The organism is Salipiger abyssi, from assembly GCF_017311415.1.
Classification (GTDB): domain Bacteria; phylum Pseudomonadota; class Alphaproteobacteria; order Rhodobacterales; family Rhodobacteraceae; genus Salipiger; species Salipiger abyssi_A.
This window is the reverse complement of record NZ_JAEKIS010000006.1, coordinates 229,888-247,711: the sequence shown is the minus strand read 5'-3', so window position 1 is coordinate 247,711 and position 17,824 is coordinate 229,888. Positions and strand designations below refer to the sequence as shown.

Annotated in this window: 15 protein-coding genes; 13 read left to right on the top strand and 2 right to left on the bottom strand. The window is 65.7% G+C overall.

What is annotated here, in order from left to right:
* Positions 1-270: 270 nt before the first annotated feature.
* The 12 genes from I6N89_RS10900 to I6N89_RS10845 all read left to right on the top strand — a co-directional run bounded on the left by I6N89_RS10900 (position 271) and on the right by I6N89_RS10845 (position 14,779).
* Positions 271-1,935, top strand: a complete 1,665-nt coding sequence (locus I6N89_RS10900; RefSeq protein WP_076702274.1) for an aromatic/alkene/methane monooxygenase hydroxylase/oxygenase subunit alpha — start codon at positions 271-273, stop codon at positions 1,933-1,935.
* A gap of 80 nt (positions 1,936-2,015) precedes the next feature.
* On the top strand, positions 2,016-3,074 hold the full coding sequence (locus I6N89_RS10895; RefSeq protein WP_207018468.1) for a 2Fe-2S iron-sulfur cluster-binding protein: 1,059 nt from the start codon (positions 2,016-2,018) through the stop codon (positions 3,072-3,074).
* A gap of 51 nt (positions 3,075-3,125) precedes the next feature.
* Positions 3,126-4,190, top strand: a complete 1,065-nt coding sequence (locus tag I6N89_RS10890; RefSeq protein WP_207018467.1) for an aromatic/alkene monooxygenase hydroxylase subunit beta — start codon at positions 3,126-3,128, stop codon at positions 4,188-4,190.
* A 22-nt stretch (positions 4,191-4,212) separates the two neighbouring features.
* Entirely contained in the window at positions 4,213-4,587 is a 375-nt protein-coding gene (locus I6N89_RS10885) for an MmoB/DmpM family protein (RefSeq protein WP_207018466.1), read from the top strand.
* Positions 4,588-4,669: 82 nt separating this feature from the next.
* Complete coding sequence (locus I6N89_RS10880; RefSeq protein WP_207018465.1) at positions 4,670-5,692, top strand: amidohydrolase family protein; 1,023 nt, start codon at positions 4,670-4,672, stop codon at positions 5,690-5,692.
* 4 nt (positions 5,693-5,696) lie between these two features.
* Positions 5,697-6,500 (top strand): iron-sulfur cluster assembly protein, encoded by an 804-nt coding sequence (locus tag I6N89_RS10875; RefSeq protein ID WP_207018464.1) that lies wholly within the window; start codon positions 5,697-5,699, stop codon positions 6,498-6,500.
* A gap of 65 nt (positions 6,501-6,565) precedes the next feature.
* The gene (locus I6N89_RS10870) at positions 6,566-8,197 is read left to right on the top strand and encodes a molecular chaperone GroEL (RefSeq protein WP_207018463.1); all 1,632 of its coding nucleotides are present in this window, start codon (positions 6,566-6,568) and stop codon (positions 8,195-8,197) included.
* Positions 8,198-8,260: 63 nt separating this feature from the next.
* Positions 8,261-9,304, top strand: coding sequence for an NAD(P)-dependent alcohol dehydrogenase (locus I6N89_RS10865; RefSeq protein ID WP_207018462.1), 1,044 nt, complete (start codon positions 8,261-8,263; stop codon positions 9,302-9,304).
* Between the two features lie 64 nt (positions 9,305-9,368).
* A complete protein-coding gene (locus I6N89_RS10860; protein ID WP_207018461.1) occupies positions 9,369-9,803 on the top strand; it encodes a Twin-arginine translocation pathway signal in 435 nt (144 codons plus the stop codon).
* A 275-nt stretch (positions 9,804-10,078) separates the two neighbouring features.
* Positions 10,079-11,599 carry an aldehyde dehydrogenase gene (gene adh / locus I6N89_RS10855; RefSeq protein WP_207018460.1) on the top strand — a complete coding sequence of 507 codons (1,521 nt, stop codon included), beginning with the start codon at positions 10,079-10,081 and terminating at the stop codon, positions 11,597-11,599.
* A 208-nt stretch (positions 11,600-11,807) separates the two neighbouring features.
* On the top strand, positions 11,808-13,898 hold the full coding sequence (locus I6N89_RS10850) for a 4Fe-4S binding protein (RefSeq protein ID WP_207018459.1): 2,091 nt from the start codon (positions 11,808-11,810) through the stop codon (positions 13,896-13,898).
* Positions 13,895-14,779: an FAD:protein FMN transferase gene (locus I6N89_RS10845; protein ID WP_207018458.1), complete on the top strand. Its 885-nt coding sequence runs from the start codon at positions 13,895-13,897 to the stop codon at positions 14,777-14,779. The genes I6N89_RS10850 and I6N89_RS10845 overlap by 4 nt, the downstream gene beginning before the upstream one ends.
* 143 nt (positions 14,780-14,922) lie before the next feature.
* Here I6N89_RS10845 and I6N89_RS10840 read toward each other — a convergent pair whose 3' ends face one another.
* Both I6N89_RS10840 and pedF read right to left on the bottom strand, forming a co-directional pair.
* Positions 14,923-15,795 carry a substrate-binding periplasmic protein gene (locus I6N89_RS10840; protein ID WP_207018457.1) on the bottom strand — a complete coding sequence of 291 codons (873 nt, stop codon included), beginning with the start codon at positions 15,793-15,795 and terminating at the stop codon, positions 14,923-14,925.
* Between the two features lie 19 nt (positions 15,796-15,814).
* Positions 15,815-16,498 (bottom strand): cytochrome c-550 PedF, encoded by a 684-nt coding sequence (gene pedF / locus I6N89_RS10835; RefSeq protein ID WP_207018456.1) that lies wholly within the window; start codon positions 16,496-16,498, stop codon positions 15,815-15,817.
* A gap of 155 nt (positions 16,499-16,653) precedes the next feature.
* On the opposite strand from pedF, the gene I6N89_RS10830 reads away from it, so the two are divergent.
* Positions 16,654-17,823 (top strand): ABC transporter substrate-binding protein, encoded by a 1,170-nt coding sequence (locus I6N89_RS10830; protein ID WP_207018455.1) that lies wholly within the window; start codon positions 16,654-16,656, stop codon positions 17,821-17,823.
* Position 17,824 lies beyond the last annotated feature (1 nt).

Below are 17,824 nucleotides of genomic sequence, written 5' to 3'. Positions count from 1 at the left end.
GCCTATTGGATTGGCACAAGACGAACGGCCCTCAAGGGACCGTCCCAAGAACGAAGGAGAGGATGCCGCAGCGCGTCATGGACAATCGGCCCGGTCCCCAATTCCGGCCCGGTGGTGCCCCCAAGCAACCGCCCGTGACGCGCGGGCTCAGCAACCTTTGCCGTGACCGGCGCCCGCGACCATTCCGGTTGCCGGGCCATCAACCGGCGGCGCAAGCCGTCTGACCTGCGGCCGGAACACGGTCGCCGAGCTTGAAAGGAGGCTCATGGCATGACTTTGACGTTGAACAAGATCACGTCTCAGCGTGGCATTTCGGTCGGGGAGGCCACGAAGAAGATCTCGGATCTCGGCTGGAACCCCACCTTTGTCCAGGAGGCATCGACCTTCCCCACCGACTACAAGATCACCAAGGCCCCGCGCGATCCGATGAAGCAGGTTCTGCGCTCCTACTTCCCGATGCAGGAAGAAAAGGACAACCGGGTCTACGGTGCGCTCGACGCGGCGCTGCGCGGCGACATGTTCCGCAACGTGGAACCGCGCTGGGTGGAATGGATGAAGCTCTTCCTGGCGATCATCCCGTTCCCCGAAATCTCGGCCGCCCGTTCGATGGCCATGGTCGCCCGCCTCGCTCCCGGCGAAGACCTGCGCACCGGCTTCACCATGCAGATGGTCGACGAGTTCCGCCATTCCACGATTCAGATGAACCTGAAGAAGTGGTACATGGAGAACTATATCGACCCGGCGGGCTTCGACATCACCGAGGAAGCCTTTGGCAAGTGCTACGCCACCACCATCGGCCGGCAGTTCGGCGAGGGTTTCATCACCGGTGACGTGATGACCTCGGCCTGCATGTACCTGACCGTGGTGGCCGAGACCGCCTTTACCAACACGCTCTTCGTGGCCATGCCGTCGGAAGCCGCCCGCAACGGCGACTACGCGCTGCCCACGGTGTTCCTGTCGGTGCAGTCGGACGAGAGCCGCCATATCGGCAACGGCCACTCGATGCTGATGGCGGCGCTGAAGGAGCCGGAGAACCACCTGCTTCTGGAGCGCGATCTGCGCTACGCCTTCTGGCAGAACCATGCCATCGTCGATGCCGCCATCGGCACCTTCATCGAATACGGCACCACCAACCGCGACAAGGACAAGGAGTCCTATGCGGAGATGTGGCACCGCTGGATCTTTGAAGACTACTACCGGACCTACATGCTGCCGCTCGAGAAATACGGCGTGAAGGTGCATCACGACGACGTCCAGGAAGCCTGGAAGCGGATCACCGAGAAGAACTATGTCCACAAGGTCGCGCAGTTCTTCGCGGTCGGCTGGCCGGTAAACTTCTGGCGGATCGAGGCTCAGACCGAGAAGGATTTCGAGTGGTTCGAGCACAAGTATCCGGGCTGGTATGCCGAGTTCGGCGAGTTCTGGAAATGGTACGACAAGCTCAGCAAGCCGGGCGAGAAGGTGCTCGTGTTCAACGAGGACGTGGGCTACGTCTACCCGCATCGCTGCTGGTCCTGCCTGGTGCCCTGCCTCATCCGCGAGGACATGGTGGTCGACGAGATCGACGGCCAGCTGCACACCTTCGCGCATGAGCTGGACCGCTGGACCGCCGTCGAGGCCTTTGCCGACGAGTATCAGGGCCGTCCGACGCCCGCGATGGGCAAGTTCTCGGGCAAGCGCGAGTGGGAAACGGTCTATGACGGCTGGGATCTCGCCGATGCGATCACCGATCTGAACTTCGTCCGCGAGGACGGTCAGACCCTGGTGCCGCAGCCGCATCTGCGCTTCGACGACAAGGACATGTGGAAGCTGGAGCATGTCCGCGGCCACACGCTGGCCTCGCCGCTCAACGCGCTGCGCGCCATGTCGCCCGCCGACCGCGACGCGCATATCGCCGAGTACCGCAAGGGATTCACCATCAATCCTTGCAACTGAGCCATCGGGGGAGGCCGCGCGCCGGCCTCCCCGCCAGAGCCGTGTCCGCAAGAGGCACGGCGGACCCAGGGAGACTGAAGATGACGGATATCTATACCGTCCGATTGGAGCCCGTCGGCGTGGAATTCGAGGTCGAGGAGGGAGAGACCGTGCTCGACGCCGCCTTCCGCCAGGGCATCGCACTGCCGCATGGCTGCAAGGAGGGGCAGTGTTCGGCCTGCAAATGCGTGCAGCTCGACGGCGAGTCCGAGCTGCTGAAATATTCCACCTTCGCGCTGAACGACATGGAGAAGGACAGCGGCCACATCCTGATGTGCCGCACGCTCGCCTACAGCGATATCGAGATCGAGCTGTTGAACTATGACGAGGAGGTGCTCTCCAAGTCCATTCCGGTAAAGCAGTATTCCGGCAAGATCGTCGATTTCCAGAAGCTGACCCACGACATCCGGGGCGTGCAGATCGAACTGGATGCGCCTTTGAAATTCTGGGCGGGCCAATATGTCGACATCACAGTCAGGACGGAAAAAGGGGAGGAGATTACACGCTCGTTCTCCATGGCAAATCCGCCGAGCGAAGCCCAGAAACTCTCCTTCATCATCAAGAAATACCCCGACGGACGATTCTCCAACGAGCTCGACGACGGCGGAATCCGCGCCGGAGCCGACGTCTCCGTCGAAGGACCCTACGGGATGTGCTTCCGGCGGGAAGAGCGCGAAGGACCGGTGATCCTGGTCGGCGCGGGCTCGGGCATGTCGCCGGTCTGGTCGATCCTCAACGATCAGGTGAGCTGCGGCGAGGACCGCCCGATCTATTTCTTCTACGGCGCCCGCACCCAGAACGACCTCTTCAAGCTCGACGAGATCGGCGCGGTCACCGAGACCTGCCCGAATGTGCAGTTCATTCCCGTGCTCAGCCATGAGGAAGAGGGCAACGGCTGGGACGGCGAGCGCGGCTTCGTTCACGAGGCGGTCGACCGGCGGCTCAAGGCGCTGGGGATCGACGGCGAGGGCGATGTCTATGCCTGCGGTCCGCCGCCGATGATCGACGCGCTGACACCGGTGCTCTTCATGCACGATTTCGACACGGATCGCATCTTCTACGACAGGTTCACCCCCACTTCCGGTTCTTCGGGCCACTGAAACCGGCCCGAACGCAAGTGACGTGAAAAACAGCAGACAAGGGAGGCTACCATGGTAGCAACATCAAGCTCGGTCGGGTCCGGGGCGGCGGGTGCCGCCATCTTTGCCGGCTCGAAAAGCCGCAAATACAACTACTTCGAACCGCGCGGCAAGCGGGCGACGCATTACGAGGACGTCACCGTCGACGTGCAGCCCGATCCCGAGCGCTACCTCATTCAGAACTGGATCATCGAGTTCGAGGGCGGCAAGGGTGGCGGCGCTTACACCAAGGATAACACGCGGGCGCAATCGTCCAACTGGCACGCCTTCCGCGCGCCCGATCAGGAATGGGAGCGCACCCACTACCAGCGCCAGTCGAAGATCGAGACCATGGTGCAGGCGGTCATCGCCAATGCCCGCAAGGCCGGCGCGCCGGCGGCGTTCGATGCCAACTGGGCGAAGATCCTGCAAAAGCATCTGGGCGCGTGGAAACACGCGGAATTCGGCCTCGGCACCTCGCTCATGCAGGCGCAGCGCTATGGCTATACCCAGATGATCAACAACGCCACGCTGACCAATTCGTCCTACAAGATGCGGCTGGCGCAGGACATCACGCTCTACCTCGCCGAGATCGGCATGGATATCGAGGGCTGGGACGACGAGCTCGGCAAGAAGGCCTGGCTCGAGGATCCGATCTGGCAGCCCTGCCGCGAGGCCATCGAGACGATCATGGGCTGCGAGGATTATCTCGAGCAGTATTTCGCCATCAACATCGTCTTCGAGCCGCTGGTGGGCGAGCTGATCCGCTCGGGCTTCTTCATGCAGGCGGCGGCGGCCAACAACGATTTCATCACGCCCCCGGTGATCTCGGCGGCAGAGGCCGATTACGAGCGCAATCTCGCGAACACGATCGACCTTATCTACCTGCTGGCCAATGACGAGACCTATGGCGCCCAGAACAGGGCGCTGTTCCAGAGCTGGGTCAACAAGCATGGCGATCTGGCCGACAAGGCCGCCGCCGCGCTGCAACCGATCTGGTCGCAGCCCCATTCCAAGCCGGTCTCCTTCGAGGACGTCAAGGCGGTGTCGCATGAGCGCATCGGCCAGATCCTCGGCGAACTCGGCCTCAACCGCTAACGACAGGGAAGAGGAGACAATCATGTCGACAGCCGCACGCGACGCTTCGAAGAAGAACATCTTCAAGTCGATGAAGGATATCGACCTCAGCAGCCGTGAAATCTCGCACGAATGCGGGGTCACCATGAACGACAGCGTCGAGGCCCGCGCCATCGCCGAGTTCATGGAGGAGAACGACCCCAAGGTGACCGTCACCTACAACCCGGCGACCATCCGGATCGACGGCGAGGGCAAGCTGATCTTCAAGATGGACGAGATCACCGAGTTCCTGGGCCGCGAGATGACCGCCGAGATCTTCGAGGTGAACACCTCCACCCACTATGGGCGGATGGTCCGCATCGACGACAACACGGTGATCCTCTTCGGGGATATGGACGAGGTGATGGAGTACATCTGACCCGCCTCGGAACCGCCCGGGGCCGGCCGGATCCGGCCCCGGCGACCGCTCAGCCATTCAGACGTCAGCAAGGGAGGACATCATGTACAAGACACCGGACGGCAAGGAGATTTTCGTTCTCGACGGCCACACCCATTTCTGGGACGGCAGCCCCGAGAACCAGGCCAATATCCATGGCAAGCAGTTCATCGACTGCTTCTACGCCTACCACACCAACCTGAGCCCCAAGGAGCATCTCTGGGAAAAGTCCCGCTTCGAGAAATACTCCGAGGACGACATCTATCGCGACCTTTTCGTCGACGGACCCGACGACATGGCCATCGTGCAGACCACGGTTCTGGGCGATTTCTACAAGGAAGGCTTCGGCTGCATCGAGCGCACCGCCGAAATGGCCAAGCGTCACCCCGAGCGCTTTATCGTCAACGGCGCCTTCGATCCGCGCGATGGCGAGAAGGCGCTGGAATACATCCACTACATGAAGGAAGAGCACAATATCACCGGCGTGAAGATGTACACCGCCGAGTGGAACGGGGCCTCCAAGGGCTGGGCGCTGAACGATCCGCAGGCCTACAAGTGCTTCGAGCTCTGCGAGAAGCTGGGCATCAGGAACATCCATGTCCACAAGGGCCCGACGATCATTCCGCTGTCGAAGGATGCCTTCGACGTGCATGACGTCGATTACGCCGCAACCGATTTCCCCAACCTCAACTGGATCGTGGAGCATTGCGGCCAGCCGCGGCTGGACGATTTCTGCTGGATCGCGGTGCAGGAAAGCAATGTCTATGGCGGGCTCGCAGTGGTGCTGCCCTTCATCCATGCCCGGCCGCGCTATTTCGCCGAGATGATCGCCGAGCTGCTGTTCTGGGTGGGTGAGGACAAGATCCTCTTCGGCTCGGATTACGCGATCTGGACGCCGGGCTGGCTGGTCGAGAAGTTCTGGAACTTCCAGATCCCCGACGACATCGCCGAGGAACGCGGCGTGCAGCTCACCGACGAGATCAAGGAAAAGATCCTCGGGCTCAACGCCGCCAAGCTCTACGGCATCGACGTCGGAGCGAAGAAATCCGAGCTCGCCGGCGCCCCGGTGCAGATCGCGGCGGAGTGAGGCCATGCTGACGGACATCATCAGGGCGGATCTCGAAACCGAGGTCTGGGAATGCCTGGAGATGGTGACCGATCCGGAGCTCGACGAACCCATCACCGATATGGGCTTTGTCGAGCGTCTGGAGGTCATCGACGCCCGTCGGGTGGAGGTCGAGTTCCGGCTTCCCACCTACTGGTGCTCGCCCAATTTCGCCTTTCTCATGGCCTTCGGCATCCGCCGCGAGGTCGGCGCGCTGCCCTGGGTGCGCGAGGTGCAGGTCTGGCTCAACGACCACTGCTTCGGCGATCAGGTCAATGAGGGCGTCAACAGCGGGCGGGCCTTCGGCGAGGTCTTTGCTGAATATTGCGACGGGGCCGATCTGGGCGAGGTGGTCGAGAAATTCATGGCCAAGGCCTTCGACCGGCGGCAGGAAGTGGTGCTGCGCGGTCTGCGCCGGCGCGGCCTCGGGGCGGAGGAGATTGTCGCGATGACCGTGGGCGCGCTCGACCGCGTGGTCTTCGGCAGCGAGGACGAGATCCGGCAGATGGCACGCTACCGTGATCTGCTCGAAACTCAGGGTTTGGCGGATACCCCGGATGCTCCGGCGTTTCCGACCTGGGACGGGCAGCCCATCGCGCCCGCGGATCTTCCGGCGCATCTCGACCGGCTTCGGGGCACGCGGATCAGCATGGAGTTCAACGGCGCCATGTGCCGGGGCCTCGCCTCCACCCGCTACAAGGAGGTGGAGATCGGCGCCGACGGCCCGACGCTGGTGGATTTCATGCTGGGCCGTGTGCCGCCGCGCGAGGACGCGGCGATGCGCAAGTAAGCGACTGACACAACAAGAATTCTGGGAGGACGCCGGCGGCATGCCGCACGGCGAAGGAGGACACTATGGCCAAACTGCTTGTACACGGAAAATTCGCCCGCAAAGCGCTGGCGCGCGGGGTTGCGCGGCTGGCGGCGGCGGTGGAGCCGACGCTGGGGCCCAAGGGGCTCAACGCGATGGTCGACCGTCCGGTCGGTACGCCGCTCATCACCCGCGACGGGGTGAGCATCGCGTCCGAGATCGAGCTGACCGACCGGTTCGAGAACATGGGCGCGCAAGTCGTCCGCGAGGTCTCGATGCAGACCAACGAGGTGGCGGGCGACGGCACCACCACCGCCATCGTGCTGGCGAACGCGCTGATCCAGCGCGGCGTGGCGCTCACCGATAATGGTGTGAAACCGGTCGATCTCTGCAAGGGCATCGACATGGCGGTGGAGCGCATCGTGAACGCCATCGACGAAAGCGCACGCGATTGCGCCGCGCATCCGGACTATCTCCAGGCGGTGGCGCGGGTCTCGGCAACCGATCCCGAGCTCGGCGATCTGGTGGCGGAGGCCTTTCGCCGGGTGGGTCGCGAGGGGGTGATCACCGCCGATTTCGGCGTCACCATCGAGACCACCATGGATGTGATGGAGGGCATGTCATTCGAGCGCGGCTATATCTCGCATCACATGGTGACCGACCGCGAGCATATGGAGGCGGTGCTGCGCAACCCGCTGATATTGCTGACAGATCAAAAGATCCTCCAGCCGTCGGTTCTGGACAATGCCATTGCCATCGCCGAGGAGGAGGGCCGCCCGCTCGCCATCGTCGCCGAGGAGATCGCCCCCGAGGTGGTGATCCGGCTGCTGGAGAATGGCGGCGCCGGCAAGTTCCTGATCGTGCACCCGCCGGAATACGGCCATTGGCGCACGGCGATGATGGACGATCTGGCGATCATCACCGGCGGCGAGGTGCTGGCCCGCGATCTCGGCAAGAAGATCGAGAATGTCACCCGCGCCCAGCTCGGCGGTGCCGAGATGGTGCGCGCCACCGCATCGACCACCAGCGTGCTGCGCGGGCAGGGCGATCCTCAGGCGGTCGTCGCCCGGCGCAACCAGGTGCAGCGCATGTACGATGTGGCGCCGCCCAATATCGAGCAGGACAAGCTGCGCGAGCGGCTGGCCAAGCTCTCGGGCGGCAGCGCGATCCTCTATGCCGGCGGCTTCACTCCGGTGGAGCAGAAGCGCAAGATCCAGCTCATCGAGGATGCGCTCTGCGCCGTGCGCGCCGCCGCCGATGACGGCGTCGTGGCGGGCGGCGGTACGGCGCTGGCGCAGGCCGCGCCGGTGCTCGGCAACCTTTCGGCCATCGGCGATATCGGCAAGGGGATCGACCTCGTGCGCTCGGTGCTGACCCAGCCGCTGCGGCGCATCGCGTCGAATGCCGGCGCCGATGCCGAGCAGGTGGTCGAGGCGGTGACCGCCGGCGCGCCAGGCCATGGCTATGACGCGGCCACCGGTACCTACGGCGACATGTACGAGGCCGGGATCATCGACCCGGCGCGCGTGCCCGCCTCGGCGCTGGTCAACGCGGCCTCTGTCGCCACGCTGATCCTGACCACCGAAACCCTGGTCGGCGATCTCGACGAGGGCGAGGCCGACCCGACCGAAGGTCCGGCCCTCGGCGGCGGCGCCGAGCTGCTCGGCCGTCCCTGACCCCTGTCGCCGCCGCGCGCCGCAAGGGGCGCGCGGCCCTTTTCCCACGAAAGGAGTCCGCAGATGAAAGCGGCAAGACTTTACGAATACGACCCCGCGATGAATGTCGAGCTGAAGATCGAGGACGTCGCTCCCCCCGAGATCACCGGCCCGAACGAGGTGGTCGTCAAGGTCGGCGCGGCGGGACTCTGCCGCACCGACCTGCACATCATCGAAGGTGTCTGGAAAGACATCATGGACGGCGAGGGCACGCTCCTGCCCTATATCATGGGGCATGAGAATGCCGGCTGGATCGAGGATGTCGGCAGCGCCGTGACCTCGGTAAAGCCGGGCGATGCGGTGATCGTTCACCCGCATCGGAGCTGCGGCATCTGCCTCAACTGCCGCTATGGCCATGATATGTATTGCGACCACGGGCTGTTTCCGGGGCTCGGGCTCGATGGCGGGTTTGCGGAGTATTTCAAGACTTCCGAAAGCTCGGTGATCAAGCTCAACACCGGCATCACCCCGCTCGAAGTCGCGCCCATGGCCGATGCCGGCATCACCGCCTATCGCGCCGCCAAGAAGGCCGCCAAGCTCACCTATCCCGGCGCCTGGACGGTGCTGCTGGGCATCGGCGGGCTTGGCCATATCGCGCTGCAATGCCTCAAGCACATGAGCGGCGGGCGGGTCATCGCGGTGGACCGCGAGCCGGCGGCGCAGGTGCTGGCCAGGGAGCTGGGCGCGGATGTGGTGCTCGACGGCGCTCCGGATCTGATCGAGCAGGTCAAGGAGGTCACCGGCGGCGGTGCTCATGTGGTGATCGATTTCGTCGGCGAGCTCGGGGTGGAGAATATCTGCTGGAAGCTGCTGCGCCAGGGCGGCGAGCTGATCGTCGTGGGCTATGGCGGCAAGATCGAGATCCCGACGCTGGAATTCGTGGTCAACGAGATCAAGATCGGCGGCAGCCTCGTGGGCGATTACATCGAGCTGGTGGAGCTGATGGAGCTCAATGCCGACGGCAAGGTGAAGATGCATCAGACCGAATACAAGCTCGCCAATATCAACCAGGCGATCGACGATTTCAAACATCGCCGCTTCACCGGGCGCGGCGTGATCGTGCCCTGAGCGTCGCAGATGCAGGCGCCGGGGCAGGGGCTGTCCCGGTGCGAACCGACTGGGGGAGAAGGCGATGAGACATCAGGATGCGGGCGCGCTGACCGGCGCGCCGCTGCCGATGCGCGAGCTGGGCGGCCTGGTGATCGGCTCGGGCTTTGTGGCCGGGGCAGGCTGGGCGATGGAGCTGGCGCATCTGGCGCCGGAGCATATGGCGGCGCTGATCCTGTTGGCGCGCGATCTCTACCCGCATGGTGCGCTGCACGATGAGGCTTATGCCAAGGCGCTTCTTGGCTATGACCGCGCGGATGAGGCGCGGGAGGTCGCGACGGGGATCGCCACGCTCGACTCTGCCGCGCTGGGCTTCGGCTACCGCCGCTACGTCGACATGCCCAAAACGCTGCGCGCCGGTCTGCGGCAGGAGATCCCCGACAGCGCCTTCCTCGCGCGGCTGCGCCGGAGGCTGGTAACGGGCCTTTACGGTCAGCCGGCGGTCTGTGCGGCGCTTTGAGCCGTGCCGGTGTTTTGCGCGGCGGTGGGCATATTGCCCACCCTACATGGGAAAAATACCCGGCGTGGCTCGCGCTGACATGTCACTTGTAGGGTGGGCAATATGCCCACCACACGCTCTCTCTTTCCCTCTACCACCACATTCTCCGACAAAACTGTCTCGCAACTGAGACGGTTTCGCCCCGTCTCCCGCCGTGCCCGGGCTGACACGACCGCTTCCGCGCGGCAGGTATGAGGCACACCGGGCGGAGGACCCGGGCTCAAAGGAGGATTTCCATGAACGTCATGACCGAAACGGAAGGCAAATACGCCTCTCCCTTCAAGGCCCGCTACGACAACTTCATCGGCGGCAAATTCGTGGCCCCCGTCAACGGCCGCTATTTCGAGAACATCACGCCCATCACCGGCAGCACTGTCTGCGAAGTCGCCCGTTCCGATGCCGCCGATGTCGAGCTGGCGCTGGATGCCGCGCATGCCGCCAAGGCCGGCTGGGGCGCGACTTCTGCGGCCGAGCGCTCCAACACGCTGCTTAAGATCGCCGACCGTCTGGAGGAAAACCTCGAGATCCTCGCCCAGGCCGAGACCTGGGACAACGGCAAGCCGATCCGCGAGACGACCGCCGCCGACATCCCGCTCTCGATCGACCACTTCCGCTATTTCGCCGGTGTCCTGCGCAGCCAGGAAGGCTCCATGTCGGAAATCGACGCCGACACCGTGGCCTATCACTTCCACGAGCCGCTGGGGGTCGTTGCCCAGATCATCCCGTGGAACTTCTCGATCCTGATGGCGGCGTGGAAACTGGCGCCCGCGCTCGCCGCCGGCAACTGCATCGTGCTGAAGCCTGCCGAGCAGACGCCAGCCGCGATCATGGTGCTGGTGGAGCTTATCGCCGACCTGCTGCCCGCCGGCGTGCTGAACATCGTCAACGGTTTCGGTGCCGAGGTGGGCGGTCCGCTCGCCGAAAGCGACCGCATCGCCAAGATCGCCTTCACCGGCTCGACCGAGACCGGCCGCATCATCATGAAGGCCGCCACCAAGAACCTCATTCCGGTGACGCTGGAGCTGGGCGGCAAATCGCCAAACATCTTCTTCTCCGACGTGATGGCCGAGGACGACGCCTTCCTCGACAAGGCGGTCGAAGGCTTCGTGCTCTTCGCTTTCAACCAGGGCGAAGTCTGCACCTGTCCGAGCCGAGCGTTGGTTCAGGAAGACATCTATGAGGAGTTCATCGCCCGCTGCATCGAGCGCGTAAAGGCCATCAAGCAGGGCGATCCGCGCGACATGGAGACCATGGTGGGCGCCCAGGCCAGCGCCGAGCAGCAGGACAAGATCATGTCCTACTTCACCATCGGCCGCGAAGAGGGCGCCGAGGTGCTGGTGGGCGGCGATGCCGCGCGCTTCAACGGCGATCTGGCGAACGGCTATTACATCCAGCCGACCATCCTGAAGGGCCACAACAAGATGCGGGTCTTCCAGGAAGAGATCTTCGGCCCGGTCGTCTCGGTCACCACCTTCAAGGACGAGGAAGAGGCCCTCGCCATCGCCAATGACACGATGTACGGGCTCGGCGCCGGCGTCTGGACCCGCGATGCGAACCGTTGCTACCGCTTCGGCCGTCACATCGAGGCGGGCCGGGTGTGGATCAACAACTACCACGCCTATCCGGCGCATGCGGCCTTTGGCGGCTACAAGCAGTCGGGCATCGGTCGCGAGACGCACAAGATGATGCTCGACCACTACCAGCAGACCAAGAACATGCTTGTGAGCTACAACCCCAACAAGCTGGGCTTCTTCTAAGAGCTCCTCCCGTCCCGGGCACTCCTTGTCAACTGCCGCCCGGGCCGGACCCGGTGCCGATGCGCTTTCGGGAGCGCATCAGCACCCCTCTGCGGTGCCTTTCTTCACACTCTCCCCTCCCCAAAGGCACCGCAGATCCTTCTCCCAAATCGCACTCTCAGACCTTGGTCGCATCGGCAGCCGCGCGGGGCGTTGCTAGGGTCGCGTCATGCGGCGCCTTCTGGTCCTTTTTCTGCTAAGCCTCGCCGCCCTGCTGACGGGGCGGGCCCATGCTGCGCCGCTTGATCGCGAGGCGATGGCGGAATTCGTCTATGCGCCCTATGTGCTGGGCGAGGAGGTGAACGACAAAGGCGTGTGGGAGCTGCTGAATTCCGGTGGCGGGCCGGCCGGCTATGCCTTCGAGACCGAGCTGATGGCGCCGCTGCCGGGCTTTTCCGGCGCCCCGATCAATATCTTTGCCATGCTCGATCCGGAGGGGCGGTTTCTCGACGTACGGCTGATCTCGCATAACGAGCCGATCTTTGTCTCCGGGCTGGGCGAGGCGCCGTTCCGGCAGTTCTTCGAGCAGTATGCCGGGCGCTCGATCTCCGAGACCATGGTGGTCGGCAACGCCTATGGCGAGGGCGGCGCCGGCTCGCCGCTGGTCTATCTCGACGGGGTGACGAAGGCGACCGCCAGCGTGCGCATCGCCCATGAAAGCCTGATGGCCGCCGCCCGCGAGGTGGCGCGCGAAAAGCTTCAGGGCATTTCCGCCGGCCCGCCCGCCTATCCCGACCCCGACCGTGACGAGGTGCTGAGCTGGGGCGATCTGGTGGCGCAGGGCATCGCCACCCACAAGCGGGTCAGCAATGCCGAGGTCGACGCGCTCTTTGCCGGCACGATCTGGGCCGATGACGATCCGGAGGCGGCGGACGATCCGGAAGGCGCCTATCTCGATCTCTGGATCGTCGATCTCGGCCCGCCGTCTATCGCCCGCGCGTTGCTGGCACCCGACACGCAGGCCGAGCTGGCGCGGTTCCTGGCGATCTCTCCGGACGACGAGCCGATTCTGCTGATCGAGGCCGGGCGGCACGGGCTGGTCTCGCCCGAGTTCATCCGCAACACCGCGCCCGACCGCATCGCCGCCGAACAGGACGGGCTGCCGGTGGCGCTGCGCGATGCGGATCTGCTGGTCGAGCTGGCGGAGGGTGTGCCCGGGGGCATCGCGATGATCCTGCGCACCGACCGGCGGCTGGGCTTCGATCCGTCGCGCGAGTGGATCCTAAAGGTCGAGGCGGTGCGCGAACACGGCATGTTCCAGCCCGAGATCGGCATGCGCGAGCTGAGTGTGCGCCACGCCACGCCCGAGCGGTTTTTCCTGCGCCCCGGCGCGGTGCAGACGCTGCCGCCCTGGCGCGAGGCGATCCTCAACCGGCAGGGCGACCTGATCCTGCTTTGCGTCTTTCTGATCGCGCTGCTGCTGGCGGTGGGGCCGGCGCAAAACCGGCTGGCGGCGTCGCGGGTGTTCACGCCGCTGCGGCTGGGGATCCTGGCGGTGATGACAGGCTTTGTCGGGTTCTGGGGGCAGGGGCAGCTCTCGATTGTCACGGTGCTGGGGGTGATCCGCACGGCGCTCGACGGCGGCAGCTATGCCTTCCTGCTCTACGATCCGTTTTCGCTGCTGGTCTGGGGCGCGGCCATTGCGGGATTCGTGCTCTGGGGGCGGGGCTTCTTTTGCGGCTGGCTCTGCCCGTTCGGCGCGCTTCAGGAATTCGCCGCGCATCTGGGGCACTTGCTGCGCCTGCCGCAGTTCGACCCCGCGCCGCGCTGGGATTGGCGGTTGAAGGGGCTGAAATATCTCGTGCTGGCGGGCATGGTGGCGGTGGTCTTCGTGGCGCCGGGCGAGATCGACACGGCGGCCGAGATCGAACCGTTCAAGACCGCGATCACCACGCATTTCCTGCGCCCCTGGCCTTACGTCGCCTGGGCGGTGGGGCTGCTGCTGCTGAGCGCGATGCTCTTCAAGGGGTTCTGCCGCTATCTCTGCCCGCTGGGCGCGGTGATGGCCATTGGCGGGCTTTTGCGCGGGCGCGACTGGATCGCGCGGCGCGCCGAATGCGGCTCGCCCTGCCAGCTCTGCCGGGTGCGCTGCCGCTACGGCGCCATCGAGAAGAGCGGCAGGATCGCCTATTCCGAATGCTTCCAGTGCCTCGACTGTGTGAAAATCCATGACGACCCGGCGCAATGCGTGCCGCTGGTGCTGGCGGCGAAGGCGCGCAAGCGGCCTATTCGCCGGCAAGACGGGGTGCCCGCCGAATGAGCCTGTCGCGTCGCCGTTTCCTGACGATTTCCGCCGCCTGTGTCGCGGCGCCGGCGCTGGCCGATGCCGCGCCGGCGCGCTGGCGGGGTGTGGCGATGGGGGCAGAGGCCGAGATCACCCTCTACGGGCCGGAGGCGCCGGCGGCGCTGAAGGAGGCGGTTGCGCGGCTGCGTGGGGTGGAGCGGTGCTTCAGCCTGTATGATCCGCGTTCTGAGTTGTCTGTGCTGAACCGCGAGGGTCGGCTGGTGCCGTCGGAGGATTTCCGCGCGCTGATGGCGCAGGCGGATGCGATCCATCGCGCCACTGGCGGGGCCTTCGATCCGAGTGTGCAGCCGCTCTGGCGGGCGCTGGCCATGGGGGGCGATGTGCGTGTGGCGCGCGAGGCCATCGGCTGGGACCGGGTGGCGCGGGGCGAGCGGATCGTTCTGGCGCGTGGGCAGGCGCTGACCTTCAACGGCATCGCGCAGGGCTATGCCACGGATCTGGTGGCGGATCTTCTGGCGGCGCGGGGCTTTGGCCGGGCGCTGGTGAATATCGGCGAGTTCCGGGCGCTGGGCGGGCCGTGGCGGCTGGGTCTCTCCGATCCCGCGCAGGGTTATCTCGGCACGCGCACGCTGGAGGGCGGGGCGATCGCCACCTCCAGCCCCGGCGCGCTGATGCTGGGGAAGGGGGGCCACATCCTCGATCCGCGCGGGCAGGGCGCGGCGCGCTGGTCGACGGTGAGTGTGGAGGCGGAGAGTGCCACGGTTGCGGACGGGGTCTCGACAGCGGGCTGTCTTATGAGCGCGGAGGAGCTCGCGCGGGCGGCAGGGGCGTTGCCCGGGATCCGGCGTGTGACGCTGGTGGATCGGGGGGGCGATTTGCGGGTGGTGGAGGTGTAGCGCGGGCGGTGGGCGGATTGCCCACCCCACGGGGGGCGCTACCCGCCCCGGGCTCGACCCGGGGCCTCATGCCCCGAGGCAGCGTGGGGCGGTGAGGTGGAGGCCCCGGATCAGGTCCGGGGCGGGTATTTTGGCCGCAACCGTTACCGCTCCGGCGGCAGATGCGTCACCCCGTGGGCGGCAAAGATCGCGGCGATGCGCCCGTCCTCCAGCCCCGCGCGGATCGCGTCGTCGACCGCATATCCCAGCGCGCGGTAGCGCATGTGCACCGCCACGCCCACCGTCCAGCGGCTCACCGCGAAGCCCGCAAGCGGCGGCTGGTGGATGCCGATGCCCGGCGCCGCGCCCGCTTCGAGCTGCGCCAAAGGCCCCATCGCCGCCATGGTCTCGCCCGCCGCCAGCGCGCCCATCGCGGCGGCATAGCTGGGATAGCGCCGCACGCCCTGCGCGAGCTGCCCGTTCGCAAAGGAGGTCAGGTAGAAATCCGAGATCGAGTCGTTCTCCACCGCCACCGTGTCGAAGCGGAAATAGGCGGGAACGGGCTTTTCCTCGGGATAGGCCTCTTCGCGATAGGCGATGGCGATCTGCTCGGCTGCGTATTGCCCGGTGAACACCACCTGCTCCACCCGGCAGGCATACTCGCTGTCATAGGGCACATGCAGCATCACGTTCGAGACGCGCCCGCCGATCACCGGGCCTTTCCACACATTGTTGCGCAGATCCGCGTCGAGATTCTCGCCCGCCGGCACCAGCTGAAACCGTGCCTCGACGCCGAGATCCTGAGCGATCAGCCGGCCGATCTCGATATCCACGCCCACAGGCTTGCCCTTCTCCTGATAGGACCAGGGCGCAAAATCCTCATAGGCGGCGAAGTCGATAAATCCGCGCTCGACGATCTGATCGAGATCCTGGCCGACAATGTCGCGGCTGGCGTTTTGCGGTTTCGGCTGAGGCACCCAGTCCCCGCAACGCGCGAAAGCCGGGCCTGCAAGCGCAAGCCCGGCGAGCGCGGCCATCAGATGACGCCGCAACATGTCAGTGCGCCGCGGAGAGCCCGATCGTCAGCGTCTCGGCGGCATGCGCCGTGGCGCCGGGATCGGCGGCAAGCTGATTGGCGGCGCGGAAGGCGATGCTGTCGGCCACCGGCGCGCCGGAAAGCGTCTCGATCTCGCCGGCGATCTCGGCAAGCCGCGCCTGCAACGCCGCCACGTCGCCCTCACCGGCGGCGAGCTGGTCGCGGATGCCCTTCAGCTCGTCCGATTGATCCTCCACCGCCATGTCGTCGGGGCGCGCCTCGACATAGGTGCGGATCGCCCAGGCGGCTTTCTGGCCCAAGAGCTCGCCAAAGGCCGGCATCTTGGTGGTGCCGTTCTGGGTATAGCCGTGGCGGAAGCGCTCGATGAACCACTCGTCGCCGTATTCCTCGGCCTCGAGAAAGCGCAGATCCGGCGCCAGCCCGCCCGAGATCACCTCCAGCCCGTGGCAGCGGGCGCAGTTCTGGTTGTAGCCGGAGGAGCCGATCTCCACCGCCTTCAGCCAGACATCCTCTCCGGCGTCGCGATAGGGGTTTTCGGTCAGCCACTCCTCGCCGACCTCGGGCAGTGCATCGGTATCGACCGGCTGCGGCGCCACATCGCCATGGGCGAAGGCGAGGGTTGCGGTCAGAACACAGGCGGCGGCGCCTGTCAGGACAGGGCGAGACACTCGAAATGCGGACATGGGGACCTCCTCCGTTTCCACTGGTTTCAGTTTGGTTAGCAAGGCGCCCCCGGGGGCCATATTGGACCTTGGTCGCGAAACCGGCCTGTCTTCGACCATGGTCTTACGGCGCCGGCGCGCGCGCCGGGGTAGCCTGATCGCAGGGAGGACAATCCATGCGTGTTTTCGGGCTTGCAGCCTTGCTGTCACTGTCGCTCGGCGCCGCCGCGGCGTCGGAAACGACGGTTCGGGTCGGCTATCTTTCGGTGGAGCGTCCGGCGCCGCCGGTGCTGTCGAATCTCGATCCCGACCCGGAGGATCTGGGCCTCGCGGGGGCGCGGCTGGGGCTGGCCGACAATGCCACCACCGGCAAGTTCCTGGGCCAGAGCTGGACGCTCATGGAAACCGCCGTGCCCGAGGGCGGCGACGCGCTGGCGGCGGCGCGGGCAGCACTGGCCGGCACGCCCTTTCTGGTGATCGACGCGCCCGCCGAGACCCTGACCGCCATCGCCGATCTGCCGGAGGCGAAAGGCGCGCTGCTCTTCAACACCAGCGCGCCGGATGCGGCGCTGCGCGACGATGCCTGCCGCGCCAACCTGCTGCACGCGATCCCGTCGGACGCGATGCGTGCGGATGCGCTGGCGCAGTTCCTCGTCCAGCGCCGCTGGAGCGATGTCGCGCTGATCTCCGGCGGGCATGACAGTGACCGTGCCTTTGCCGGGGCGCTGAAAGCTTCGGTCGAGAAATTCCGGCTGAAGCTGGTGGGCGAGAAGGACTGGATCTTCGATGCCGACATGCGTCGCAATGCCAGTGCCGAGGTGCCGCTTTTCACACAGGAGTTCGGCGATCACGACGTTCTGCTCATCGCCGACGAGATCGGCGATTTCGGCCGCTACGTGGTCTACAACACCTGGCTGCCGCGCCCGGTCGCGGGCTCCGAAGAGCTGGTGCCGCAGGCCTGGGCGCCGGTGGTCGAGCAATGGGGCGCGGCGCAGCTGCAATCGCGCTTCGAGGATCTCGCGCATCGCGACATGACGTCCGAGGACTACGCCACCTGGGCGGCGCTGCGCACGCTGGGCGAGGCGGTGACCCGCACCGGCTCGGATGAGGCGGGCGTGCTGCGCGATTATATCCTCTCGGACGCGTTCGAACTGGCCGGCTTCAAGGGCCGTCCGCTGAGTTTCCGCCCGTGGAACGGGCAGTTGCGCCAGCCGATCCCGATCGTCACCGACCGCGCCGTGGTCGCCACCGCGCCGCTGGAGGGGTTTTTCCATCAGGGCAACGAGCTCGACACGCTGGGGCGCGACGCCCCGGAAAGCGCCTGCCGCGCATTCGAGGAGAACTGAC